Annotated in this window: 9 protein-coding genes; all 9 read right to left on the reverse strand. The window is 72.1% G+C overall.

Annotation, left to right across the window (positions count from 1 at the left end; translation table 11 throughout):
- Positions 1-3: 3 nt before the first annotated feature.
- The 9 genes from JIW86_RS12605 to JIW86_RS12645 all read right to left on the reverse strand — a co-directional run bounded on the left by JIW86_RS12605 (position 4) and on the right by JIW86_RS12645 (position 26,818).
- The gene (locus tag JIW86_RS12605) at positions 4-17,076 is read right to left on the reverse strand and encodes a type I polyketide synthase (protein WP_257553842.1); all 17,073 of its coding nucleotides are present in this window, start codon (positions 17,074-17,076) and stop codon (positions 4-6) included.
- Between the two features lie 36 nt (positions 17,077-17,112).
- Positions 17,113-18,306, reverse strand: coding sequence for a cytochrome P450 (locus JIW86_RS12610; RefSeq protein WP_257553843.1), 1,194 nt, complete (start codon positions 18,304-18,306; stop codon positions 17,113-17,115).
- A 51-nt stretch (positions 18,307-18,357) separates the two neighbouring features.
- Entirely contained in the window at positions 18,358-18,984 is a 627-nt protein-coding gene (locus tag JIW86_RS12615) for an FMN-dependent NADH-azoreductase (RefSeq protein ID WP_215148678.1), read from the reverse strand.
- A 328-nt stretch (positions 18,985-19,312) separates the two neighbouring features.
- Positions 19,313-20,302, reverse strand: coding sequence for a Gfo/Idh/MocA family protein (locus tag JIW86_RS12620; protein WP_257553844.1), 990 nt, complete (start codon positions 20,300-20,302; stop codon positions 19,313-19,315).
- Positions 20,299-21,285: a Gfo/Idh/MocA family protein gene (locus JIW86_RS12625; protein WP_257553845.1), complete on the reverse strand. Its 987-nt coding sequence runs from the start codon at positions 21,283-21,285 to the stop codon at positions 20,299-20,301. The genes JIW86_RS12620 and JIW86_RS12625 overlap by 4 nt, the downstream gene beginning before the upstream one ends.
- Before the next feature lie 190 nt (positions 21,286-21,475).
- A complete protein-coding gene (locus tag JIW86_RS12630; RefSeq protein WP_257553846.1) occupies positions 21,476-22,126 on the reverse strand; it encodes a thymidine kinase in 651 nt (216 codons plus the stop codon).
- A 56-nt stretch (positions 22,127-22,182) separates the two neighbouring features.
- Positions 22,183-23,388 carry an alkaline phosphatase family protein gene (locus tag JIW86_RS12635; RefSeq protein ID WP_257553847.1) on the reverse strand — a complete coding sequence of 402 codons (1,206 nt, stop codon included), beginning with the start codon at positions 23,386-23,388 and terminating at the stop codon, positions 22,183-22,185.
- A complete protein-coding gene (locus JIW86_RS12640; RefSeq protein ID WP_073909804.1) occupies positions 23,388-23,984 on the reverse strand; it encodes a DUF5998 family protein in 597 nt (198 codons plus the stop codon). Before JIW86_RS12640 ends, JIW86_RS12635 begins: the two co-directional genes overlap by 1 nt.
- 50 nt (positions 23,985-24,034) lie before the next feature.
- Positions 24,035-26,818 (reverse strand): bifunctional GNAT family N-acetyltransferase/acetate--CoA ligase family protein, encoded by a 2,784-nt coding sequence (locus tag JIW86_RS12645; RefSeq protein ID WP_257553848.1) that lies wholly within the window; start codon positions 26,816-26,818, stop codon positions 24,035-24,037.
- Positions 26,819-26,988 lie beyond the last annotated feature (170 nt).

Genomic DNA, 26,988 nt, shown 5'->3' on the forward strand with positions numbered 1-26,988 from the left:
CGATCAGCTCGTCTTGCCCAGGGCCCGTTGCACCAGATCGGCAACGTCCATGGCATCGATCAGTTCCACGTCGGCGGCGGCCGCCGACGGTTCCGCTTCCGGCGCGTCCGCATCCGCGTCCGCGTCGCCCTCGGCGAGGCCGAGGAGGGTGTCCAGTACGCCGGCCTCCTTGAACCGGGCGAACGGCACGGACGCCAGGACCTGCCTGAGTTCGTCCTCCCGCTCGTCCAGGCCGTCGTCGGCCTCCCGGAGAAGTTCGGAGCGCAGGTAGCCGACCAGCGCCTCCGGCGTGGGGTAGTCGAAGATCAGCGTCGCGGGCAGCCGCAGTCCGGTGGCCGCGTGCAGGCTGTTGCGGAGGTTGACGGCGGCCAGCGAGTCGAAGCCGACCTCCTGGAAGGCCTGGCGCGGGCCGATGCCCTCCGCGCCGCTGTGGCCGAGGACCGTCGAGGCATGGCCCCGTACCAGCCGGAGCAGGATGCGGTTCTGCTCGGTTTCCGCAACCGCCCGGAGCGAGTCCGCGAGGGACGAGGCGGCGTCGCTGTTCTCGCCGTCGCCCTGCAGTGCCTGGAGCGCTTGCTTCGCCTCGGGCAGGTCGGCGAACAGGGGGCTGGTCCGCACCGAGGTGAACGCGGGGATGAATGCGCTCCAGTCCATGTCGGCCACCGCCACGAACTTCTCGTTGCCCTGTACCGCCTGCACCATCGCGGTCACCGCCAGCTGGGGGCCCATGGGAAGGACACCGCGGCGGCGGAGCTGGGTGAGGGCGGCCTCGTCCATGCCCACGCCGATCTGGTCGAGGGCACCCCAGGCGATCGACGTCGCCCTCAGTCCACGGGCACGGCGCCACTCGATCAGGGCGTCGAGGACGGCGTTCGCCGCTCCGGACGGGCCCTGGCCGCCGCCGCCCCACACACCCGCGATCGAGGAGAACACGACGAACGCGTCGAGCGGCGTGCTCTCGAACAGCTCGTCCAGCCATACGGCCGTGTCCACCTTGGCCGAGAACACCTCGGCGAGGTCGTGCACACCGGTGTCGTCGATGGAACTGGTCTGCGTGACGTCGGCGGCGTGCACCACGGCCGTGAGCGGCTGCTCCGGGTCCGTCGCGGACACCAGTCGCGCGATCGCGTCCCGGTCGGAGTCCTCGCAGGACTCCACCGTGGTGGCGACGCCCAGCCCGGCCAGTTCGGCACGCAGTTCCGACACGCTGTGGCCGGGTGCGTGCGCGGTGGTCGTGATGAGGAGCCGGTCGGCGCCGGCCTGCGCGAGCCAGACCGAGACGTGCTTGCCGAGCCCTTCGGCGCCGCCGGTCACCAGGACCGTGCCCCGGGGGTGCCAGCCGCTGTCGCCGGTGGCCTCCGGCACGGGCTTGCGCACCAGCCGCCGGGTGTACACGCCCGATCGCCGGACCGCGAGCTGGTCCTCACCGGCGGCGGAGTTCAGCGCTCCGAGCAGGTACTGGGCCGTGCGCGGGTCGGTCACGGCGGGCAGGTCGACCAGACCGCCCCACCGGTCGAGGCGTTCCAGCGCGGCGGCGCGGCCGAGGCCCCACAGCGACGCCTGCACCGGTGAGGTGAGGGTGTCGTGGATGCCGATGTTCACCGCGCCCCTGGTCACGCACCACAGTGGCTGGGTGGCGTTGTTGTCGCCGAGTGCCTGGATCAGCGCGAGCGTCGACGCCGTGACCGCGGTCGGGTCCTTGGGGCCGCTTCCCGTCTGCTGGTCCATGGCGAGCAGGGACAGCACGCCGGTCAGGTCGTGTTCGGCCAGGACGCCGGCCAGCCGCTCGGCGAGCCGCTTCCGGGTGCCGTCGGGCTCGTCGACCTCGAGCAGGACCATGCCGAGTCCGAGACCGGTCAGCTCCGCCAGGAGGGCGTCGGTCACGCCGTCGTCCGGACGTGCGGACGGTGCGACGACCAGCCAGCGGCCGCTCGGTACACCGGCGGCTTCGCGCTCGAGCGGCTGCCAGGTGACCTGGTAGCGCAGCTTCTCCGCCGTCGACCTCTCACGGCGCTTCTCTCGCCATTGCGCCAGTACGGGAACGACGGTGCCGAGGGCGCTGCGCTGGTCGGTCGACGCCATCTCCAGCAACTCGCCGAGGGAGTCCAGATCGGCGTGCTCGACCGCGGCCCAGAAGTCGGAGTCCGCGCCTTCGGCCGCGTCGGCGGCCTCGGTGGCCGATTCCGCTTCCTGCAGCCAGTAACGCTGGTGGTCGAAGGCGTAGGTCGGCAGGTCCACGCGCCGGGAGGTCGCCGTCTGCGGCAGGACACCGCTCCAGTCCAGCGGGACACCGCGGACGAACAGCTCGGCCATCGAGGCCAGCAGCCGTCGCGGACCGCCGTCCTCACGTCGCAGCGAACCGGTCACGATCACATCGGTCTCGGTGTCGTCGGCGGTCTCGGTGATCGGCTGGACCAGCACCGGGTGGGCACTGACCTCGACGAACACCGCGTGGCCCTGGCCCATCAGGTCGGCCACGGCCGGGCCGAAGCCCACCTGGCCGCGCAGGTTCCGGTACCAGTACCCGCCGTCCAGGACGTCGGCGTCCTGCACCCAGCCGCCCGTCGCGGTGGAGTAGAACGGCACCTTCGGCGCCAGAGCGGTCACCCCGGCCAGCGCTTCGGCCAGCGTGTCGCGGACGTCCTCCACGTGGCGGGTGTGCGAGGCGTAGTCCACCGCGACCCGGCGCACCCGGACGCCTTCGCCGGACAGTGCCTCGAGGGCCTCGTCCAGTGCCTCGGCGTCTCCGGCGATCACCACGGAGGAGGGGCTGTTGACCGCGGCCACCTCGACCCTGTCCGCCCACGGCGCCAGCCGTGCGACCGCCTCGTCGGCGCTCAGCGCCGCCGAAGCCATACCACCGCGCCCGGCCAGGTCCTTCGCGATGACCTGGCTGCGCAGTGCCACCACGCGCGCCGCGTCTTCCAGCGACAGCGCCCCTGCGACGCAGGCGGCGGCGATCTCACCCTGGGAGTGGCCGAGCACCGCGCCGGGCTCAACTCCCACGGAGGCCCAGACCGCTGCCAGGCCCACCATCACCGCGAAGCTGGCCGGCTGCAGTACGTCGACCCGCTCCATCAGCGCGGGGTCGGTCTCACCGCGCAGTACGTCGATCAGCGACCAGTCCACGAACGGGTCCAGGGCGGCCGCGCACTCCGCGATCCGCTCGGCGAACACCGGCGAGGAATCCATCAGTTCACGGCCCATGCCCGCCCACTGCGAACCCTGGCCCGGGAAGACCCACACGAGCTTGCCCGGCTTGCTCGAACCGGCGCTGCCGGACACGACACCGGGTGCGCTCTCGCCGCGCGCCAGCGCCTTCAGTCCTGCCAGCGCCTCCTCGTCCGAGCCGGCCACCACGACCGCACGCTCACCCAGCACCGCACGGCTCAACACCAGCGTCCCGGCCACCGACGCCGGCGATACCTCACCGGCAGCGGACTCCAGGTACGACGCCAGCCGCCCGGCCTGACCGGCCAGGGAACCGGCGCTCCGCGCCGACACCACCAACGGCACCACACCCGCGGGCTGCGCCCCTTCCGCGACGGGCTCCGCCTCCTCGGCGGGCGCCTCCTCCAGGATCAGGTGGGCGTTCGTACCGCTGGCCCCGAACGAGGAGACCGCGGCCCGGCGCGGATGACCGTTGCGCGGCCAGTCCCGGGCCTCGGTCAGCAGCTCCACCGCACCCGCGGACCAGTCCACCTGAGTCGTGGGCTCGTCCACGTGCAAGGTGGCGGGCATGACGCCGTGCTGCATGGCCATCACCATCTTGATCACGCCGGCCACGCCCGCGGCTGCCTGCGTGTGACCGATGTTCGACTTGAGCGAGCCGAGCCACAGCGGCTGTTCCGGATTCCGGTCCCGCCCGTAGGTCGCCAGCAGCGCCTGCGCCTCGATCGGGTCGCCCAGGGACGTACCGGTCCCGTGGGCCTCCACCACGTCCACATCCGCCGGAGTGAGTCCCGCCGTGTCCAGCGCCCTGCGGATGACCCGCTGCTGCGAGGGACCGTTCGGCGCGGTCAGGCCGTTGGATGCACCGTCCTGGTTGACCGCGCTGCCGCGCAGCACCGCCAGCACCCGGTGACCACGCTCACGCGCCACCGACAACCGCTCCAGCACCACCACGCCCACGCCCTCGGCCCAACCGGTGCCATCGGCCGCCGAGGAGAACGCCTTGCACCGGCCGTCAGCCGACAGGCCCCGCTGCCTCGAGAACTCCATGAAGGCGTCCGGACTGGCCATCACCGTCGCGCCGCCGGCGAGCGCCATCGAGCACTCGCCCTGCCGCAGCGCCTGCGCGGCAAGATGCATGGCCACCAGCGACGAGGAACACGCCGTGTCCACCGTGACCGCCGGACCCTCGAAACCGAACACGTACGACACGCGGCCCGAGGCCACGCTCGCCGCCGTACCGGTCATGAGATAGCCCTGGACGTCCTCGGGCACCTGGTGGAGCCGGGACACGTAGTCGTGGTGCACGATTCCGGTGAAGACGCCGATGTCACTGCCCCGGGCGGACAACGGGTCGATGCCGGCCCGTTCCAGCGCCTCCCAGGAGGTCTCCAGCAGCAACCGCTGCTGGGGGTCCATCGCCAGCGCCTCGCGCGGCGAGATCCCGAAGAGCCCGGCGTCGAACTGCGCGGCCTCGTGGAGGAATCCGCCCGAGCGGGTGTAGCTGGTGCCCGGGTGCGCCGGGTCCGGGTGGTACAGCCCCTCGAGGTCCCAGTCGCGGTCGACGGGGAAGCCGGACACCGCGTCCCGCTGCTCCACGACCAGCTTCCACAGTTCCTCGGGACTGTCCGCTCCGCCCGGCAGCCGGCTGCTCATGGCGACGATCGCGATCGGCTCGTCGGAGACCGATGCCGCCGTCGTGGCCGGGGCGGGCACCGCCGCGGGCTCGCCGAGCAGTTCTGCCCGCAGGTAGTCAGCGAGGACGGCCGGTGTCGGATAGTCGAAGACCAGCGTGCTGGGCAGGTTCACCCCGGTGAGGTCGCGCAGCCGGTTGCAGAACTTGACCGCGCTGAGGGAGTCGAATCCAAGGCTCTTGAAGGACTGCTCCCCGTCGAACCCGTCCGTGTCGCGGTGGCCGAGCACGAGGGCCGTGCTCTCCTGGACCATGTCCATCAGCACTCGGTGCTGCTCCGCGGCCGGCAGCCCGGCCAGCCGGCCGGCGATCGCCTCGCCGGCCCCTTCGCTCCGCGACACCACGCGCCGGGTGAGGGCACCGGACGGCGTCTGCGCATCTGCTGCGGAGTCGCGGTGCCCGGCCGCCGCGGCGGGCTCTTCGGCGCCGTCCGCGGGCATGGCGGCCAGGGTCAACGGGCCGAGGACCGCGACGGGTTCGCCGGTCGCGTCCGCGAGCTCGAGCAGATGGCCGCCGTCGTGTGCCGGCGTGATCCGCAGCCGCAGCGAGGCGGCGCCTTCCGCGTACACCGCCAAACCGGTGCAGGCGGACAGGTCACGGACACGGTCGCGGTCGCGGTGGCCGTCGTCGGCCGCCGTCAGGTCCGAAGCGGTACGGGAGTCCAGGACCCGCAGTGCGGTGTCGATGAGCGCCGGGTGGATCGTGAACTCGGCGGCCTCGTCCGCCAGTTCGTCCGGCAGCGCGATCTCCGCGAAGATCTGTCCGTCCTGCTGCCACACGCGGTGCGCCCCCGGGAGGAGGGCGTCACTGTCCGCGGGCAGCGACCAGGTCCGCAGGTCGAAGGCCGGCTGAGGCATTCCGGGGACCAGTACGGCTCGTGCGTGGCAGGTCCAGGGTCCCTGCTCCGGGTCGAGGGGCCGGGCGTAGACGGCGGCCCGGCGACGCCCGTCCGGACCGGGGCCGTCCACCGACACCCGTACCTGGGCGTTGCCGTGCTCGGGCACCGTCAAAGGCGCCTCGACGACGATCTGTTCGAGGCTTCCGCAGTCCACCTCGTCGGCGGCCCTGACGATCATCTCCAGGAGCGCGGCGGCCGGAATCCCGGCAGTGCCGTCCGTTGCCACCTGACCGGGGAACCGGCCCCGGCTGCGCGGCGACAGCTGCCCGGTGAGCACGACGCCGTTGTCGCCGTCGTCACCCGGCACCTCGATGACGGTGCCGAGCAGCGGGTGCCGGGCGCTGGCGGCGCCGAGCGCCTCCGCGCCGCCCACCGCGATCTCGTCGGACTCGACCCAGTACCGCTGGTGCTGGAACGCGTAGGTGGGCAGGTCGGTTCCGGCCGCCGTGGCCGGCCGGCCGAAGACGGCCGTCCAGTCCAGGGCCACACCGCGCACGTGCAGTTCCGCGAGCGCGGTCATGACGTCGGTGGCCTCGGCGCTGTTCTTGCGCAGGGTGGCTATGCAGCTCTGTTCCTGTGCGCCGAGGGTGCCGAGCGCCATCGCGGCGAGGGCTCCGCCCGGGCCGATCTCCAGGAACGTCGTCGCTCCCTGGCCGCTCAGCGAGGTGACGGCGTCGCTGAACCGCACCGCGTTCCGGACCTGGTCGACCCAGTACTCGGGGGTCCGCAGCTGCCCGTCCCGGACGAGATCGCCCGTCAGGGTCGAGACGACGGGAAGGGCACCCTGCTGGTACGACAGGCTCTGGGCGACCGTGCGGAACTCGTCGAGCATGGGCTCCATGAGCTGGGAGTGGAAGGCGTGGCTGACCGACAGCCTCCGCGTCTTGCGGCCGCGGCTCGCCAGTTCTCCGGCGAGGGCGAGCACGGCGTCCTCGACGCCGGAGAGCACCAGCGAGTCAGGGCCGTTCACCGCCGCGACGCAGACCGCACCTCGCGCCCGGGCCAGCAGGGGCTCGACGTCGGCCTCGGTCGCCTGGACGGCGACCATCGCGCCGCCTTCGGGCAGGGCCTGCATCAACCGGCCGCGCGCGGCGACCAGCTTGCCCGCCTCGGCCAGTCCCAGCACTCCGGAGACGTGCGCGGCAGTGATCTCTCCGATCGAGTGGCCGGCGAGGAGATCCGGTCGCACCCCCCAGGACTCGAACAGCCGGAACAGTGCGGTCTCCAGGGCGAACAGGGCGCCCTGCGTGTACATGGTCAGGTCGAGCAGTTCACCGTCGGGCGACCCGGGGGCGGCGAACACCACCTCGCGCAGCGGGCGCGCCGAGTGGTCGCGCAGGTGCTCTTCCACGGCAGCGCACGCGGCGGCGAAGGCTTCGCGGAAGACCGGGAAGGTCTCGGCGAGTTCACGGCCCATGCCGGCCCACTGGCTGCCCTGCCCCGTGAAGAGGATGGCCAGCTTGCCCGTGGCCGGGGTGCCGGAGACGACCGCGGGGCTCGCTTCACCGCGCCCGAAGGCGCTCAGGTCCGCGGAGAGCTGTCCCCTGTCGGATGCCAGGACGACGGCCCGGTGGTCGAGTTGGGCGCGCGTGGTCGCGAGGGCGTGGGCGGCATCGGTGAGGCGTACGCCGGGCCGGTCGTCGAGGAACCGGGCGAGCTGCTCGGCCTGGCCGCGCAGTCCGGCGGGCGTCCGCGCCGATACGGGCACCGGCACGAGGACGCCCGTGGGCTCCGGCATGGGCTCCGGCGTGGAGACGACCGGCCGGTCGGGGCCGGGGGCCTCTTCGAGGACGACGTGCGCGTTGGTGCCGCCGATACCGAAGGAGGACACGCCGGCCCGGCGGACCCGGCCGTTCTGCGGCCAGTCGCGGGCCTCGGTCAGGAGTTCCACTGCGCCCGCGGACCAGTCGACGTGGGTCGACGGACGGTCCACGTGCAGCGTCTTGGGGAGGACGCCGTGCCGCATGGCCATGACCATCTTGATCACGCCTGCGACACCCGCCGCCCCCTGGGTGTGCCCGATGTTCGACTTCACGGACCCGAGCCACAGCGGCTCGTCGCCCGGCCGGTCCTGGCCGTAGGTCGCCAGGAGCGCCTCCGCCTCGATCGGGTCGCCGAGCGTCGTACCCGTACCGTGCGCTTCCACCACGTCCACGTCGGCCGGGGAAAGCCCGGCACCGGCGAGGGCCTTGCGGATCACCCGCTGCTGCGAGGGACCGTTCGGCGCGGTCAGACCGTTCGACGCGCCGTCCTGGTTCACCGCGGACCCGCGGACCACGGCCAGCACCTGATGGCCCCGGCGCCGGGCATCCGACAGCCGCTCCACCAGCAGCAGCCCCGCGCCCTCGGACCAGCCGGTGCCGTCCGCGCCGTCCGCGAACGCCTTGCACCGGCCGTCGGGCGCCAGTCCGCGCTGCCGGGAGAACTCGACGAAGGTCTCCACGGTGCCCATCACCATCACACCGCCGGCCAGCGCCATGGAGCACTCACCCCGGTTCAGCGCCTGCGCCGCCAGGTGCAGTGCCACCAGCGAGGAGGAGCAGGCCGTGTCGACCGTGATGGCGGGACCCTCGAAGCCGAGGTGGTAGGCGATACGACCGGAGGTGACGCTGCCGGAACCGCCGGTGAGCCGGAATCCCTCGACGCCGGACGCCTGGTGCATCCGCATGCTGTAGTCGTGGCTGTTGACTCCGACGAAGACGCCGACGTCCTCTCCGGCCAGTGTGGTCGGGTCGATCGCGGCCCGTTCGAACGCCTCCCAGGACGTCTCCAGCAGCAGTCGCTGCTGCGGGTCCATCGCCAGCGCCTCGTTCGGCGAGATGCCGAAGAACGCGGCGTCGAACCCGGCGGCGTCATCGAGGAAGGAGCCGTGGCGTACGTAGGTGCTGCCCGCGTGGTCGGGATCCGCGTTGAAGAGCCGGTCGATGTCCCAGCCGCGGTCGTCGGGGAACTCGGTGACGGCGTCGATCCCGTCGGCCACCACTCGCCAGAGGTCCTCGGGGCTGTTCACGCCCGCAGGGAAGCGGCACGACATCGCCACGATCGCGATCGGCTCGTCGGTCGTCCCGGCGGGAACCGCGGGCTCGGACGGCCGCTCGGACGTGTCGCCGAAGAGCTTGACGCGCAGGTGATCGGCCAGCGTCGTCGGCTTCGGATAGTCGAAGATCATCACCGGGGAGAGGGTGAGCCCGGTGGCTGCGGCGAGCCGGTTCCGCAGTTCCACTGCCATCAGCGAGTCGAATCCGGCCTCCTTGAAGGTCCGGTCGGCATGGACGGCGGCGGCGGTGGCGTGTCCGAGCACCTCGGCGGCATGCCGACGTACCAGTTCGACCAGGGCTTCGGTCCGCTCTGCTTCGCCCAGACCGGCGATGCGCTCCCGCACGGACGCGGGCCCGGACGGAGCGGCAGCCCGGGCCGCCGGCCGCGGCGACGGGGCCAGACCCCGCAGCAGCGGCGGGACCGGACCGTCGGCCGCCGACGCCCGCAGAGCGGACACGTCGAACTTGGCCGCCACCAGGGCGCCGGCCGTGCCAGCGTCCGTGCCAGCGTCCGAGCCCAGGGCGGCGTCCAGCAGGGCCATTCCCTCGGTGGCGGAGATGCCGCTCATGCCGATGCGCTGGTTGCGTCGCAGGTCAGCGGCGCTCAGGTGCTCGGTCATCGAGCTGACCGTCGCCCAGTAGCCCCAGGCGAGGGAGACCGCCGGCAGGCCGAGGCCGTGCCGCTGTCGTGCCAGCGCGTCCAGCCAGGCGTTGGCCGCGGCGTAGTTGGCCTGCCCGGGGTTGCCCAGCACGCCCGCTGCCGAGGAGAACAGCACGAACGCGGCAAGGTCCATGTCCCGGGTGAGCTCGTGCAGGTGGAGCGCCGCGTCCACCTTCGGGCGCAGCACGGTGTCGACGCGTTCCGGGGTCAGCTCGGTGAGCACCCCGTCGTCCAGGACCCCGGCGGAGTGCACCACGGCGGTGAGCGGGTGCTCGGCCGGGATCGCCCGCAGGAGAGCCTCGAGCTGGGCCCGGTCCGACGTGTCGCAGGCGGCGACGGTGACGGACGCACCCATCGCGGTCAGCTCGTCGTGGAGTTCGGGGGCGTGGCCGCGGCGGCCGGCCAGGACCAGGTGCCTGATGCCGTACGCGGTGACCAGGTGCCGTGCCGTCATCGCACCCAGCGTTCCGGTGCCACCGGTGATCAGTACGGTGCCTTCGGTGTCGAGCGGACGCCGCTGCTGCCCGGCTTCGGGAAGCGACCCGCCCGACGGGACGGACACCCGGACCAGCCGGGGCACCTCCGCCACACCGCCGCGCACCCGCATCTGGGGTTCGCCGCTCAGCACCACGGCCGGCAGAGCGGACCGGGAGACGTCGTCGAGGTCCGCCAGTACGATCCGGTCCGGGTGCTCCGACTGCGCCGAGCGCACCAGACCCCACACCGCGGCCGCGTCGGGTGCGGCGCAGTCCCCGGTGACCACGGCCAACCGGGTTTCCGCGAGCGTGGGTTCCGCCAGCCAGGCCTGGAGCACGGCCAGCGCCGCGTTGACCGAGGCGCGGGGGGCGGCCAGCGCGCTCATGGCCTTGGCCTCGTACAGCAGGACGTCGGGAGTCGACGTGGCCGTCGTGGCCGACGCGGCGACATCCTCGGGGTTCTCGACGGTCACGACGTCGAGGGAGCGCTCCACGGTGGGAAGCGCGCACTGCGTCCAGTCGACACGGAACAGGGCGTCGTGCGGCAACGCGCCGGTGATCCCTGCCTGTTCGGGGGAGAACGGAGTTCCGCGAACCGCTTCGACGGTCATGACGGGTTGCCCCGTGGGATCGGTCAGCTGCAGACCGGTTCCCTCCGCCGACGACCCGCCCGGTCGCACGTGCAGGGCGGCGGCGCCGGATGCCAGCAGGGACACCCCGGTCCACACGGACGGGAGCATGCCGTCGGCGATGACCGTACGGACTGCGGCGTCCAGCAGGGCGGGGTGCACCCCGTAGCGGCCCGCGTCACGGAGCGCGGCACCGTCCAGGGTGACTTCGGTGGCGGGCCCGGCGTTCGTGGGCGTCACCGTGGTGGCGGCGGGAGCCAGCGCGCCGTGCGCGTGCAGCGTCCACGGCGCGTCCAGAGGGGCGTCCGCGGCGCGGGAGTGGATCTCGACCGGCCGACGTCGTGTCCCGTCGGGCTCGCCGACGTTCACCTGGATGCTGCGGCTGCCTCGCTGCGGCAGCACCACGGGCGCATCGACGGTCAGTTCGTCGAGTACGGGGGTGGCCGCCAGGTCGCCGAGCCGGATGGACAACTCGACCAGAGCCGCGTTCGGTACCACGACGGCATCGGACACCAGGTGGTCCACGAGCCAGGGGTGCGACCGGAGCGACCAGCTCGACGTGGCCATGAGGCCGGCCGAGTTCGGCATGCCGACGACCGCACCCAGCAGCGGGTGATCGGCCCCGGCCAGTCCCAGCGAGGCCGCGTCGGTGGCCGACTCGGCCGACTGGAGCCAGTAGTGCTGGTGGTCGAAGGCATAGGTCGGCAGGTCCACGTGTACGGACGGGGCACCGGCGGGCAGGACACCGCTCCAGTCGACGGCCACACCGCGGACGAACAGCTCGGCCATCGAGGCCAGCAGCCGTCGCAGACCGCCGTCCTCACGCCGCAGCGAACCCGTCACCACGGCACCGGTCTCGGTGTCGTCGACGGTCTCGGTAATCGGCTGGACCAGCACCGGATGGGCACTGACCTCCACGAACACCCCGTGACCCTGCTCGAGCAGCGCCACCACCGCCGGACCGAAGCCCACCTGCGCACGCAGGTTCCGGTACCAGTACCCGCCGTCCAGGACATCGGCGTCTTCCACCCAGGTACCGGTGACGGTCGAGTAGAACGGCACCTTCGGGGCCAGAGCGCCGACCCCGGCCAATGCCTCGGCCAGCGTGGCCCGGATGTCCTCCACATGACGGGTGTGCGAGGCATAGTCCACCGCAACCCGACGCACCCGGACACCCTCGCCCGACAGCGCCTCCAGCGCCTCGTCCAACGCCTGCGCGTCACCGGCAATCACCACCGAGGACGGCCCGTTGACCGCCGCGACCTCGACACGGTCCGCCCACGGCTGGATCCGCGCGACCGCCTCGTCCACGGACAGCGCCACCGAAGCCATACCGCCACGGCCCGCCAGCTCCGACGCGATCACCTGACTGCGCAGCGCCACCACACACGCCGCATCCTCCAGCGACAGCGCACCGGACACACACGCAGCCGCGATCTCACCCTGAGAGTGGCCGAGTACCGCGTCCGGCTTCACACCCACGGACGACCACACCGCCGCCAGACCGACCATCACCGCGAAGCTCGCCGGCTGCAGTACGTCGACCCGCTCCATCAGCTCAGGCTCGACATCGCCACGCAGGACATCGATCAGCGACCAGTCCACCCACGGCTCCAGAGCAGCCGCACACTCCGCGATCCGCTCCGCGAACACCGGCGAGGACTCGAGCAGTTCACGGCCCATGCCCGCCCACTGCGAACCCTGACCCGGGAACACCCACACAACCTTGCCCAGCGCATCCGAACCAACCGCGCTCCCGGACACCACACCGAGCGCGCTGTCGCCCTGAGCCAGTGCTCGCAGCCCCGTCAGCGCCTCCTCGGCGGAGTCGGCCACGACCACCGCACGCTCACCGAAGACCGCGCGGCCCGACACCAGCGCCCCGGCCACCGACGCCGGCGACACCTCGCCTGCAGCGGACTCCAGGTACGACGCCAGCCGACCGGCCTGACCGGCCAGGGAACCGGCGCTCCGCGCCGACACCACCAGCGGCACCGCACCGGGCGACACCAGCGGCGGCTGCGCCTCTTCGGCGGGCGCCTCTTCCAGGATCAGGTGCGCGTTCGTCCCACTGACACCGAACGAGGAGACACCGGCGCGACGCGGCCGGCCGTTCAGCGGCCAATCCCGGGCCTCGGTCAGCAGCTCCACCGCACCCGCGGACCAGTCCACCTGGGTTGTAGGTGCATCCACGTGCAGGGTCGCCGGGAGCACCCCGTGCCGCAGCGCCTGCACCATCTTGATCACACCGGCCACACCAGCGGCAGCCTGCGTGTGACCGATGTTCGACTTCAGCGAGCCCAGCCACAGCGGCTGCTCCGCATCCCGGTCCCGCCCGTACGTGGCCAGCAGCGCCTGCGCCTCGATGGGGTCACCCAGGGACGTGCCGGTCCCGTGGGCCTCGACCACGTCCACATCCGCCGAGACCAGCCCGGCACTGGCGAGCGCCCTGCGGATCACCCGCTGCTGCGACAGCCCGTTCGGCGCCGTCAGACCGTTCGACGCACCGTCCTGGTTGACGGCGCTACCGCGCAGCACCGCCAGCACCCGGTGCCCGCGCTCACGCGCCACCGACAGCCGCTCCAGCACCACGACACCGACGCCCTCGGCCCAACCAGTGCCGTCCGCGCCATCGGCGAAGGCCTTGCACCGCCCGTCGGCGGCCAGAGCCCGCTGCCGCGAGAACTCCACGAAGTGGCCGGGCGTCGCCATCACCGACACGCCACCGGCCAGCGCCATGGAGCATTCGCCCTGCCGCAGCGCCTGCGCGGCCAGGTGCATCGCCACCAGCGACGAGGAACACGCCGTGTCCACCGACACCGCCGGGCCCTCGAGACCGAGCACGTACGACACCCGGCCGGACGCGACGCTCGGCGCCAGCCCCGTGGTCGTGAAGCCTTCCAGCTCCGGCGCGGCCGCGGCGGCGCCGGTCCCGTATCCCTGGCCGAACAGCCCGGAGAACACCCCGACATCGGTGCCCTTCAGCGAGACCGGGTCGATACCGGCGCCTTCCAGCGCCTCCCAGGAGGTCTCCAGCAACAACCGCTGCTGGGGGTCCATCGCCAGCGCCTCACGCGGCGAGATCCCGAAGAACCCCGCGTCGAACAGCCCCGCCTCGTGCAGGAATCCGCCCTGATCGGTGTACGAAGTGCCCGCACGGTCCGGGTCCGGGTCGAACAGGCCCTCCAGGTCCCAGCCACGGTCGTCGGGGAAGGACGACAGAGCGTCCCGGCCCTCGGACACCAGCCGCCACAGGTCCTCCGGCCCGGCCACTCCGCCCGGCAGCCGGCAGGCCATGCCCACGATCGCGAGCGGTTCATCGGGGTCGGCCGCCAGGACCGACTCCGTCACCGGTCGGGTGATGCCGAGGACCTCGGCCCGCAGGCAGGCCGCCAGCGCGGCCGGAGTGGGGTGGTCGAAGACGACGGTGGTGGGCAGCGGCAGCCCGGTGCTCTCCGTCAGCCGGTTCCGCAGCTGGACGATGGCCATCGAGGTGAAGCCCATGTCGCGGAAAGCCCGGTCGGACGGGATCAGTTCAGGTCCCCGCAGTTGCTGCACAGCGGCGGCCTGCGTACGGACCAGGTCTTCCATCAGTGCCAGTTGCGCACGCTCGTCCAGACCGGACAGCCGGTCACGCAGGGCTGCCGTGACGACGACGTCGGGCCGGCTCTGCTGCGAGGGGTCCTCGGCCAAGGCATGGAGGATCGAGGGGACTTCGTCGCCCGTGGTCGGCGCTTCCAGCTTCAGGGCCAGCAGCGACGGGCGGTTCGCCGTCATGACGACGTCGAAGTCGAACGCGGAGAGGAGCAGGTTGCGGAGCCGGCCGGTCTCGTCATCCGCCGAGTCGCGGTCGCCGGGCCACGCGCCCCAGGCGAGGAAGGAGCCCGGCAGGTTCCGCAGCCGACGGTTGCGTACCACCGCGTCGGACAGGATCCCGTCGACGGCCTCGCCCGGGTTGTCGGGGGAACCCAGCAGCCCGGTGGCGTCGGACACCACGACGAAGGCGGCGAGCTCGTCTCCGGCGGTCATCTCGTCCAGCTGAAGGGCCAGTTCGAGGTCGTCGGCGGCGTGGACCACTGCGGTCACCGGACGCGGCAGGTCGGCCAACGCGGCCCGCAGGGGCTCCGGGTTCCCGCTCTCTGCGGTCACCCGGATGATGCCGGTCTCGGCGAGACCCAGTTCGGGGCCGGATACAGCGGTGCCGTTGCCGCCGGGGGAACTGACGAGCAGCAGGCTCTGCGCCTGGTGGACCGTGGCCAGCCGGTGCGCGATCGCCGCACCGTGCTCCGTGTCCGCTCCGGTGACCACCACGGTGCCGGTCGCGCCCGCCCAGGATTCCGCCCGCGGCGTGTCGACCACGGGGAGGCGGTGCAGCCGGGGAACCAGCAGGGCCCCCGACCGCACCGCGATCTGCGGCTCGTCGGACGCGATCGCGGCCAGCAGGACGTCCAGGCTCAGGTCGGCGTCGCCGTCGGCCTCGGCCTCGAGGTCAAGAATGGTGAGTGCTGCCGGACGGACCTCCTGGAAGGACCGGGCGACGGCCCAGAGCGGAGCTTCGGCCAGATTCTGCGCACGGTCCTCCGCAGCGGCCGCGACTGCGCCGCGCGTGAGAACCACCAGGCGGGAAGCCGCCGACTCCGGGCGTGCCAGCCAAGCGTGTACGTGATCCGCGAGGAGGCGGGCGTTGCCGCGTCCCGCGGCGATCGCGCCCTGCTCGTCCGCCGGCCCCGGCTGCTGAACGAGGACGATCACCTCGGGAGCCGCGTCGCCGTCGGCCACCGCGGTGTGTACCGCCGCCAGGTCCGGGTACTGCCGTACCTCTGCGCCGGCCGCCTCGAGGGCCTCGACGAGTCCGGCCGCGGAGGGACCCGCCACCGCCCAGCTCCGGGCCGCGGCAACGGGTTCCGCCGATGCTGCGACCGGAATCCAGTCAAGGCTCATCAGCCCGTCGTGGTGTCCGGTCGCGGCGTACCGCAGCCGGCTCGGCTGCTCGGCCAGGAGGCGCCGCTGGATCTTGCCCGACGCGGTCCGGGGAACACCGGTGACCTCGCGGACCTGCTCCGGCACCTTGTAGGCGGAGAGCTGCTCGCGGCACCGGCCGATCAGCGTCGCGGTGTCGAACCCGGAGGGGCCGGGGACCACGTACGCGACCGGCACCTCGCCGAGCGTGTCGTGCGGCACGCCGGCAACCGCCGCGTCGGCGACACCTTCGACGGTGCGCAGTACTGCCTCGACTTCCTCGGGGTGGATGTTCTCCCCGCCGCGGATGACGAGTTCCTTGATCCGGCCGCAGATGGCGAAGTAGCCGGCGTCGTCACGCCGGGCCAGGTCTCCGGTCCGGTACCAGCCGTCCTGCAGCGCGGCGGCGGTCGCCTCCGGGCTGTTGTGGTAGCCGACCATGACGTTCGGTCCGCTGACCCACACCTCCCCCTCCTGGCCGACGGGTACGTCGAGGCCGGTGGTGGGGTTGACGATGCGGACCCCGACGCCCGGCACGGGCAGGCCGCAGGATCCGTCGACCCGGGCGCCGTCCGGCGGGTTGATGGTGATGGCGCCGCAGGTCTCGGTGCTGCCGTAGGCATCGACCAGCGGGACTCCGAAGACCTCTTCGAAGCCCTGGCGCAGCCGGGATCCGGTGACCGCTCCGCCGACCAGGCCGATCCGCAGGGCGGGTGCGGAGAATCCATTCTGCTGGGCGGCCGTCACCAGGTGGTGGTAGGTGGTGGGAACACCGGCGAGGAAGGTCGAGTTGTCCTCGCGGAGCGCGCTGATCACGTCCTCCGCGGAACTGCCGTCCATGATCCGGGCGGTGGCGCCGACCACGGTGACGGACAGCACGCACGCGATGTGCGAGAGGCTGTGGAACAGCGGGAGGGGCCACAGGACCCGGTCCTGGTCCGTCAGCCCCGGAATCGGCACGTAGCAAGAGGCCACGGACCACAGGCAGTTGCGCTGCGTGGACAGGACGCCCTTGGGCCGCCCGGTCGTCCCCGACGTGTAGAACATCCAGGCCACGTCGTCGAGGCCGAGGTCGTCCCGGGCGGTCCTGGCCGGCTCACTGACGGCGAACTCGTCGTACGAGTAGGCCCCCGCCTGCGCCGGGACATCGCCCGTCACCAGCAGGGTGATGCCGGCCGCGACGGCCGGCGAGCGCTGGAGCCGCTCCGCCTGCACGGAATCGGTGATGACCACCGTGGCGCCGCTGTCGGTCAGCAGGTACTCCAGCTCGGCAAGGGCCGAGGCCGGGTTGAGCGGCACCCCGATGCCGCTGGCGCGAACGATCGCCAGGTAACTCTCCACCGTGGAGACGGTGTTGCCGAGGCAGATGGCGACCCGGTCGCCGGGCCGGACGCCGAGGCCCGCCAGATGTCCGGCGAGCCGGCGCGTCCGCGCCTCCAGGTCGCCATAGGTGACCGCCCGCCGGTCATCCTCGAAAGCGACCTTGTCGGCAAAGCGGGTCGCGTTCTCCACGACTGCGACAGGAAGTGGCTTGATCAGGTCGGTGCGCACTATGCCGCAGTTCCTTTCGGAGAAAAGAAAGAAGAATTACCAGGAGACGGGCAGGCTCTTCAGCCCGAATACAGAGCCCTTGAGGATCAGCGGCACCTCGTCGAACTCGACGGCCAGCCGAAGGCCGGGGAACTCCCGGAGGAGAGCCGACAGGCCCACCCGCAGTGCCACGCGCGCCACGTTCTGGCCCAGGCACTGGTGGACGCCGTAGCCGAACGACATGTGACCTGCGGTGTCGCGGTCGATGTCCAGATCCGCGGGGCACCCGAACTTGGCCGGGTCGCGATTGGCCGCGGGCAGCGACACGGTGACGGTGTCGCCCTTCTTGACCACTTCACCGTTCAGCTCGACGTCTTCCAGCGCGGTGCGGAAGATCTCGTACTGGTTGATGGTGATGTAGCGGAGGAGTTCCTCGACCGCGCCGTCGAGCTTGGACGGGTCCGCGCGGAGCGCCGCCATTTCGTCCTCGTGGTGGAGCAGGGCGAAAGCGCTGACGGCCAGCGCCGGCCCCGTGGTCCCGTAGCCCGCGAAGAGCAGCAGAGCGACCATGTTGCACAGCTCTTCGTCGGTCAACTGACCGTCGACGATCAGGCGGCTGAGGAGGTCGTCGCCGGGCTGCTTCCGCTTCCTTTCGATGAGCTCGAGGAAATAGGCGAGAGCCTGCGCGTAAGCGGGCATGACCTCGTCCGGCTTCGAGTCCGGGTTGTGCATGATCTCCGGTGCGTGCGCGTACCGGTCACGTTCGTCGTAGGGCAGGCCGATCACCTCGCACACCACCCGCAGGGCCAGCGGTTCCGCGAAGTCCGCCACCAGATCCGCGGTCCCCCCGCGCTCGCGCATGACCTTGATCTGCTCGTCGGCCATGACCTCGACGCCCGATGTCATCTGGGTCGCCCGGCGGCCGGTGAACTCACCCGTCAGCAGACGCCGGTACCGGGTGTGGTTCGGCGGGTCCATGTAGATGAACATCCCCGGGATCTCCGGGGAGTTCGGCGTCAATTCGCCCCAGTGCGTCGTCGGGAAGTGACAGGTTTCCATGTTGTGGCTGAACCGCGGGTCACTGAGGACCTTGCGCGCCAGCTCGTGGCTGGTGGTGAGCCAGCCGACGTGCTCGTCGGGGTAGACCATCCTCGCGAGCGGACGTTCTTCACGCAGCGAATCGAATATCGCAGGAGGATCGAACTGATGGGTCCGCGCCCAATGGTCCTCGAAGGAAATTGCCTCGCTCATGGAATCCTTCTCACTCGAGATGATGTCGATAGCCCCGTTGACCGCGCAGGCCTAGGCGGCCAGCTTCTTGAGGGTTTCGTACGCGGTCGCCAGCGAGGTTTCGGCCAGCGGCCTGAGCTGCGCCATCTGCGGAACGGACGCAGCCATCGTCAGCTCGGCCGTCACGAACGTCAGGTCGTCCCCGAGACCGACCGACTCCAGAACGGCACGCAGATACGGCTCCTGGAAGTCGAAGTCCTCGCGGGGGGTTCCGGGCGCGTACGAACCGCCGCGCGCCTGGATGACCACCACCGACTTTCCGCTGAGCGGACTGGTCTTCCCGGGCATGGACATGTGGGCCGGGTGAACGACACGGTCCAACCACGCCTTGAAGGTCGACGGGATCGAGAAGTTGTGCATGGGAACACCGAGGACGATCGTGGTCGCCTCGAGCAGCTCATTGGTGATCGCCGCCGTGAGGTCCCGCTCTTCCGCGCTCTGACCGTGCTCGCCGTCCGGGTAGACGAGAGACTGGTGCACGGGGTGCGTGATGTGCGGAATCGGGTCGGCCACGACATCGCGATAGGTGTATCCGCTGCCCGGGTGGCTGCTGCGCCACTCTTCGGCGAAATAGGCCGACAGCTGCCGCGAAACGGATTCAGTACCGATGCTCGAGTCTATGCGCAGGAGGTGCGACATCCCGGAGTCCCCTTACCGATCGAAGAAGAAATGTAGGTCTACGCGTCCCGCGACAGTTCGTCGATTCATCGAATGCGTCGAATTCGCCGCGATGGTGCGGTCTTTGATCCTCTGCAGCCAGACTAGATCGAGCCATGTCGGCACGACATCCCTCAGCCTGGTAGGGAGGGGGCGGCGGCTCGGCAACTCGGTACACCTCGAGCGCTGTTGTAGCGGGTCTCGAGTTTCCCTGAGTAATTCGCGTTCAAACAGCCGGAATTCAAACAAGCGCGAGCCGCCGCCGCTTCGAAAAGCGGCGGCGGCTTCGACGGGGTACGTCCCGAAGGGGTCAGGCAGAAGCCAGATCGACGGGCTGGCCCGTGCGCACCGACGCGTAGGCCGCCTCGACGACCCGCAGCGTGCGTACGCCGGCGGCGCCGTCCGGGCCGGCTCCCTGCCCCTGGCCGGCCGCGGCGGCGACGAACGCGCCGAGCATGACCGCGTACAGGTCGGCCCCGCCGGCCTCCCACCGCTCACCGCCCGTGGCGGCGTCGAATCCGCCGAGCAGCCGCGGGCGGGCATTGAACTCCACGCTCGCCTTCTCACCGATGAAGGTCATGGCCGGTCCGCTGAGGGCCGACCGGTTCGCCGACAGGATCCGGCTGCAGTCGATGGACGCGACCGCCCCGCTCGCGTACCGCACGGAGACGAGTGCTGCGCTCTCCACGCCCGGCTGCCCGCTGAGGACGCTGTTCGACTGCGCGTACACCTGCTCCGCCGGCTCCCCGCCGAGCACCGCGTCCACCAGGTCGAGCAGGACCGCCGCGTTGGCACCCAGCGCCCCGCCGTCCTGCGCTCCCCCGGTCGCGGGGGTGTTGTACGACCCGTGCATGGTCGTCAGCGTGCCAAGGGCCTCACCGGCGGCGATGCCCTCGCGCACGGCGGTGAACGCCGGGCTGAAGCAGGCCGGCGACGCCAGGGTCAGCCGCACCCCCGCATCCTCACAGGCGCGCACCATGGCCCGGGCGTCCGCCTCCTTGGCCGCCATCGGCTGCTCGACCAGCACGTGCGCCCCGGCCTCGGCCGCCCGCTCGACCAGTTCCCGGCGGCGGGCGACCTCGCTGGTGACCACCACGGCCTCGGGGCGCAGCGCGAACACCTCGTCCCAGCCGTCCGCGTACGGAGCGTCCAACTCCGCGGCCACGGCCCGCCCCCGGGCGGGATCACCCGGCGCACCGTCGGGGTCCGCGATGATCAGCTCGACGCCGGGCATGCCGTGCAGCAGCCGGGCGTACGTCGCGGCGCGCTCATGGGCGAACGACAACACGGCGACCTTCATGCGGCGGCCCCCTTCACGGTCAGTTCCACGGCACGTCCGGTCCACGCGGACTCCGCCGCGGCTTGGGTGATACGGATGGCGGCCAGTCCGTCCCGCGCTCCGAGCCGCGGCTCGGGACCGCCCGTGAATCCCTGGGCGAACTCGCGGATCATGGAGACGAACGGCGTTTCCCCGAAGTGCGCGAGGTCCCCGGCCGAACCGCCGAACCCCTGGACCTCCTGGGGCCATTCGGAGTCGTAGAGCACCGTCCCGCCCGTGCCCGAGACATGGCAGGTGAGGCGGTAGGGGGGCACCGGCGTCGCCATCCAGCGGCTCACGACCTGGCTGATCGCGCCACTGGCGTGGGTGAGGACGGCGGTTCCGACCCCGACGGCTCCCGTGGGGGCCGGTGCGGCGATGTCACCCTGGTAGTAGGCGTGCACGCGCACGACGTCCCCGAAGACCCACTGGGCGAGGTCGACGCCGTGCAGCATCTGGTCGGTCACGATGCCGCCCGACCGCGCGGACGCCTGCCCGCTCCAGGGCCGCGGGTGGTATCCGGCCACCGTGAACCGGGCGACCGTGCCCGCTCCGACGCTGCCCGCCGCTACCAGCTCGCCGAGCCGACCGTACGCCGGGGCGAAACGCACGTTGTGGGTCGGGTAGAGCCGTACGCCGGCCTGCTCGGCCGCTGCGACGATCTCCTCGGCCTCGGCGGTGGTGCTCGCCAGGGGCTTCTCGCACACCACGCCCGCACCCGCGGTGATGGCGGCCATGGCCATCGCGTGGTGGGTGCTCGTCGGGGTGCAGATGTCCACGACGTCCACGCCGTCCAGCGCTTCCTCCAGGGAACCGACGGCCTTGGCACCGAACTCGCGCGCGAGCTCCTCGGCCCGGCCGTCGGTGGAGTGGACCCGCACCGACGCGCCGATGGTGGTCCACGCGTCCAGATGGAACCGTGCGATCAGCCCAGCGCCCATCAATGCCACTTCAAGTCGCTTCATGGCATCCCCCGCCTTTCTTCCCGATCGTCTTGACAGGCGACCCGGCTACGGGAGCCCTCGGCCGGGCGCAGCCCCGGCATGACTGCCGACGCCCAGCACGTCTGAAGTCCGATCAGTCTCGCCCGCACCACCCGGGCGGGACCATCACCAGCGTGGGTAGTCTCAACCGGCACCCCGCCGGGGGGTGCGGTCAGGCGTGGTTGACCGGGAGGACGTCCGGGGAGAGGGCGCCCGCGCGGGCCGCGGCCGAGGTCATGCGGCGGCGGTGGTGGCGGCGGCAGAGGACCTCGTAGCCGATCTCCTCCGCCGGGCGGTTCACGTCGCCGACCACGACCTGCGCGCCCTCGACGACCATCTCGCCGCCCACCGTACGGGCGTTGTGGGTGGCCCGGGCGCCGCACCAGCACAGGGCCTCGACCTGGAGCTGCTCGAGGCGGTCCGCCAGCTCGATCAGGCGCTGCGAGCCGGGGAAGAGTTTGGTGCGGAAGTCCGTGGTGATGCCGAAGGCGAAGACGTCCATGTCGAGGTCGTCCACGATGCGGGCCAGCTGGTCGATCTGCTCCGGGGCCAGGAACTGCGCCTCGTCCACGATCACGTAGTCCGCCTTGCCGCCCTTGGAGAGCTGGGCGACCAGGTACGCGTACAGGTCCATGCCCTCCGGCGCCTCGATCGCCTCCGTCACCAGACCCAGCCGGGACGACAGCTTCCCCTCGCCCGCCCGGTCGTCCCGCGTGAAGATCACGCCCTGAAGCCCGCGCGCGTCACGGTTGTGCGCGATCTGGAGCGCCAGAGTGCTCTTTCCGCAGTCCATCGTTCCGGAGAAGAACACCAGCTCGGGCATGGGAAGTACAGAACCTTTCGGGTCGTGGGCGGGAGGGGAGGAGAGGGAAGGAGGGGTCAGGAGCGGATTTCGAGCAGCGGGACGAGCTGCTCTGCCGCGGTCATGGAGCCGTGCATGCCGACGAGGGCGGACTCGTTGGGCTCGTTGCGCGACGCGGTGATCGCGACATCGGCCTGGGCGGCCGCGACCACGTCGCCGATCCGGCCGAGCACACGCTCGTCGCACTCCCCCGGCGTCCCGAACCAGCCCAGTTCCAGGGCCTCTTCGCGGCTCGCCACCCAGAAGCGGTCGCCGAGCACCTCGCGCCACACCGTCAGTACGTCGGCCTCGGCGCCCGGTACCGCGTAGACGTGCCGGGCCCGGCCCTCGCCGCCGAGCAGGGCCACGCCCGCGCCCAGCTCCCAGTCCTCGTCGAAGTCGATCCGGGAGTCCTCGTCGAAGGGGACGTCGACCATGCCGTGGTCCGCCGTCACGTACAGGGCGGTGCGCGGCGGGAGTTGCTCGGCGAGGCGCTGCACCAGCCGGTCGACGTACATCAACTGGCCGCGCCAGGCGTCGGAGTTCACCCCGTGGCGGTGGCCGGCCCCGTCGAGTTCGCTGTAGTACGTGTACACGAGCGAGCGGTCACCGGCCGCGAGGCGGTCCGCGGCGAGGTCCATCCGCTCCTCGCCGGTCATCCGGCCGAGGAAGGTGCCGCCGCTCAGCGCGACCTTCGTGAGCGGTGTGGTCTGGAAGGCGGGCGAGGATACCTGGGCGGTCGCCACGCCGGCCTTGTCGGCCAGCTGGAAGACGGTCGGGTACGGCTGCCAGGGCTTGGGCGCGGTCCACGGCTGCCAGCGGAGCTGGTTCATCAGCTCGCCGGTGGCCGGATTGCGGACGGCGTAGCCGGGCAGGCCGTGGCGGGCGGGCGGCAGGCCGGTGCCGACCGAGGCCAGCGAGGTGGCGGTGGTCGCCGGGAAGCCCGCGGTGATCGGGCGGCCGGTGCCGCCGCGCGAGCCGGCGAGGAGGGAGGTGAGGTAGGGGGCCTCGTCCGGGTGGGCCTTGATCTGCTCCCAGCCCATGCCGTCGACCAGGAACACACAGTTCCGGTCGGCCGGGGTCAGCTCCGCGATGGAGGCGGAGAAGCCGGGGACGCCCTGGCCGGCCACGAGGGTGGGCAGCAGGTCGGCGAGCGAGCCCGTGCCGTACTCGGGGACGGGCGCGGCCGCGAGATCCAGCAGCTCCGGCTCGTCCGCCCAGTTCTGCGCGGCGGGGTACGCCATCAGCGGGCGGGGGTGGACGTGGCCGCGGTGGCTTCGGAGAGCGCCTGCGCGAAGACCAGGGTCTGGCGCACCGCCTCCGGGCCGTCGCCCGCCTCGCTGACCCGCAGGCTGAGGTCGTCGGCGGTGGAGTTGCCGGTGTAGCCGTGGTCGGAGTCGCAGTTCGGGTCGCCGCAGGCGGCCGGCTCCAGGTCGATCCGGGAGACCGCACCCCAGCCGATGGTCAGGACGACCTCGCGGGGCAGGGTGCCGGGGGTGTAGGACTCCGGGTTGGCGACGACGCGGCTGAGCACCACGGAGGAGATGCTGGAGAGCTTGACCGACTCGGTGGAGGTGGTGGCGTACGGGGACGGCGACCCGGCGTCCGCGGCCTGCTCGTCGGTGTGGCTGACGATGAAGCGGTTGCCGGTCAGGACCAGCACGGTGACGTGGCGGCGGACCTCGTTGGAGTCGAAGGTCGTCTCCTGGTGGACCAGGTACGACGAAATCGGCTCGCCGCCCACCGCGGCCTCCACGGCCTCGGCCACGAGGGCCGGGTAGTAGCCGCTGCGCTCGATCGCCGTGCGCAGCCCCTGGGTCGTCGTACCGGATTTCGCCATGAGGTCCATCCTAAGGCCCCTACGGGGCGTCCCGGCCGCGCCGGACCCGCTCAGTAACTGGGGAGGGTCCGCGGGCCGAGATCGCCGCGGGCGGGCGGATGCGCGACGCGGACGGTGGCGCTCAGCACGGAGAGTCCCTCGGTGGCCACGACCACGGGCTCCAGCGAGACCCCGATCACCTCGGGGTGGTCGTCCACGAGCCTGGACAGCCGCAGGAGCAGCTCCTCCAGCGCGGGGGTGTCGACGGGGTCGCTGCCGCGCCAGCCGAAGAGAAGGGGTGCGGTCCGGATGGACCGGATCAGCCCGGCGGCGTCCCGGTCGGTGGCCGGGACCAGGCGGTGGGCGATGTCCCCGAGCAGCTCGGAGGCGACTCCGGCGAGCCCGAAGGAGAGGACGGCGCCGGCGGCCGCGTCGATGACGGAGCGGACGACGGTGTCGACCCCGCGCGGCACCATCGTCTGGACCACCGGCTGGAGCTCCGACGGCTTCCCGAGCAGCCCGGTGAGGTCCTCGTACGAGCGCCTCAGCTCGGCCTCGTTCCTGAGGTCGAGGCGTACGCCGCCGAGGTCCGCGCGGTGGCGCAGGTGCGGGGCGGTGGTCTTCAGGGCGACCGGGTAGCCCAGGATCCCGGCGGCGCGGACCGCCGCGTCGGGGCTGGGCGCGGGCAGGGCGGGCAGCACGTGGATCCCGTACCGCGCGAGCAGCTCGCGGGCGTCCCACTCGGCCAGGGTCAGCACGGCCCCGCCGTCGACGTCGGCCAGCAGCCCGGCCAGCTGGGCGGCGGCGCCGGGCTCGTCGATGTCCTCGTACTCGGGAACGTGCCCGACCTCGGCGTTGCCCCGCCGCCACTGTCCGTACCGCACGGCCTCGGCGAGGGCCTTGACGGCCCGCTCGGCGGCGGGGTAGCCGGGGATCCGGTCCGGCTCGGCGCCGTGCCCCTCGCCCGCGAGACCGGGCCGGGGCAGGCCGGAGCCCGGGACGGGAGCGGGCGCGGCGGGCGAAGGGGCGCCCGCGGCGGACAGCGCCTCGACCAGTTCGCCGAGCTCCACGTGCACCACCGCCACGGGCTTGCCCGGCACCTCGGCCACGGCCTCGCGCAGGGACTCGGCCAGGTCGTCGGCCAGCGCGTGCTCGCTCACCCAGGGGATGGCCGTGACCACCACCGCGTCGCAGTCGTCGGAGGCCAGCGCCGCGGCCAGGGCCGTGCGGAAGTCCTCGGGCGCGGCCGCGGTGGTCAGGTCGATCGGCGGCAGCGGCCGCAGGCCCTGGGCCAGGCAGGCATCGTAGGTGAGGACCCCGAGGGACTCGGAGTTGCCCAGGATCGCGACGCGCGGGCCGGCGGGCAGCGGCTGCGAGGCCAGCAGCAGCCCGACGTCCACCAGCTCCGTCACCGTGTCGACGCGGATCACGCCGGCCTGCCGCAGCAGGGCGGAGACGGTGGCGTCCGGCAGCCGGGTTCCCGGGACCACGTGCCCGGCGGGGGTGTGGCGGCCGCCCTTGGCGACGACCACCGGCTTGACGGCTGCCGTCCGGCGGGCGAGGCGGGTGAACTTCCGCGGGTTGCCCAGGGTTTCCAGGTAGAGCAGGGCGACGTCGGTCGCCTCGTCGTCGTACCAGTACTGGAGGATGTCGTTGCCGGAGACGTCGGCGCGGTTGCCGGCGGAGACGAAGGAGGACAGCCCCTCGCCGCGGCGCAGCAGGGCGGAGAGCAGGGCGATGCCGATCGCCCCGGACTGCGTGAACAGGCCGATCCGGCCCCGCATCGGCATCGGCGCGGGGGTCAGCGAGGCGTTGAGTTCCACCTCCGGCGCGGTGTTGATCACCCCGAAAGCGTTGGGCCCGATCAGGCGCATCCCGTACGAGCGCACCTGCTTCACGAGTTCGCGCTGGCGGGCGAGTCCGGCCGGGCCGCTCTCCCCGTATCCGGCGGACAGCACCACGAGCCCCTGGACGCCGTGTTCACCGCAGGCCGCCACGGCCTCGGGGACCCGGTCGGCCGGGACGGCGATCACCGCGAGGTCGACGGGGGCGCCGATGGCGTCGACCGTGCGGTAGGCCCGTACGCCGTCGAGCAGATCGCGCGTGACCTCCTCGTTGACGGCGTAGAGGTGGCCGTGGAAGCCGCTGTCGCGCAGGTTGCGCAGCGCGGCGGCGCCCACGCCCGCTCCGGAGCGGCTGACTCCGATCACCGCGACCGAACCGGGGGCGAGCAGCCGCTGCACCGAGCGGGCCTCGGCGCGCTGTTCGCGGGCGCGCTGCACGGCGAGGGACTCGGCGGTGGGTTCGAGGTCGAGGGTGAGGTGGACGGAGCCGTCCTCGAAGCTGCGCTTCTGCTCGTAGCCGACGTCCCTGAACACCTTGATCATCTTGGTGTTGGCGGGCAGCACCTCGGCGGCGAACCGGCGGATGCCCCGCTCCCGGGCCACCGCGCCGATGTGTTCGAGGAGGGCGGAGGCCACCCCGCGGCCCTGGTGGGCGTCCTGGACCAGGAAGGCGACCTCGGCCTCGTCGGAGGGTCCGGAGGCGGGCCGGCCGTCGGCGCCGATGCGGTCGTAGCGGACGGTGCCGATGAACTCCCCGCCGATGGTCGCCGCGAGGCCGACCCGGTCCACGTAGTCGTGGTGCGTGAACCGGTGCACGTCGCGGTCGGAGAGCCGGGGGTACGGGGCGAAGAAGCGGTAGTACTTCGACTCGTCGGAGACCTGCTCGTAGAAACTGACCAGTCGGCCGGCGTCGGCGGGGGTGATGGGCCTGATCCGGGCGGTGCCGCCGTCGCGCAGGACGACGTCCGCCTCCCAGTGGGCCGGGTACGAGGGGTCCGACTCGGTGGTCATGGGCCTACCTTACGGCCGGAAACCGCCTGACAGCGCTCGCGCGGCGCGTGAGGCACACTAGGGCAAAACGGTGCAAGCTGGGGAAGGTCGAACGGCGGAAGATTCGGGCCGAAGGTCGGTCGGAGCATTCAGGGCGTCGTGAGAGACTGGTCTAGACAACCGTAAGAACC

This window comes from Streptomyces sp. NBC_00162 (assembly GCF_024611995.1).
Taxonomy (GTDB): Bacteria; Actinomycetota; Actinomycetes; order Streptomycetales; family Streptomycetaceae; genus Streptomyces.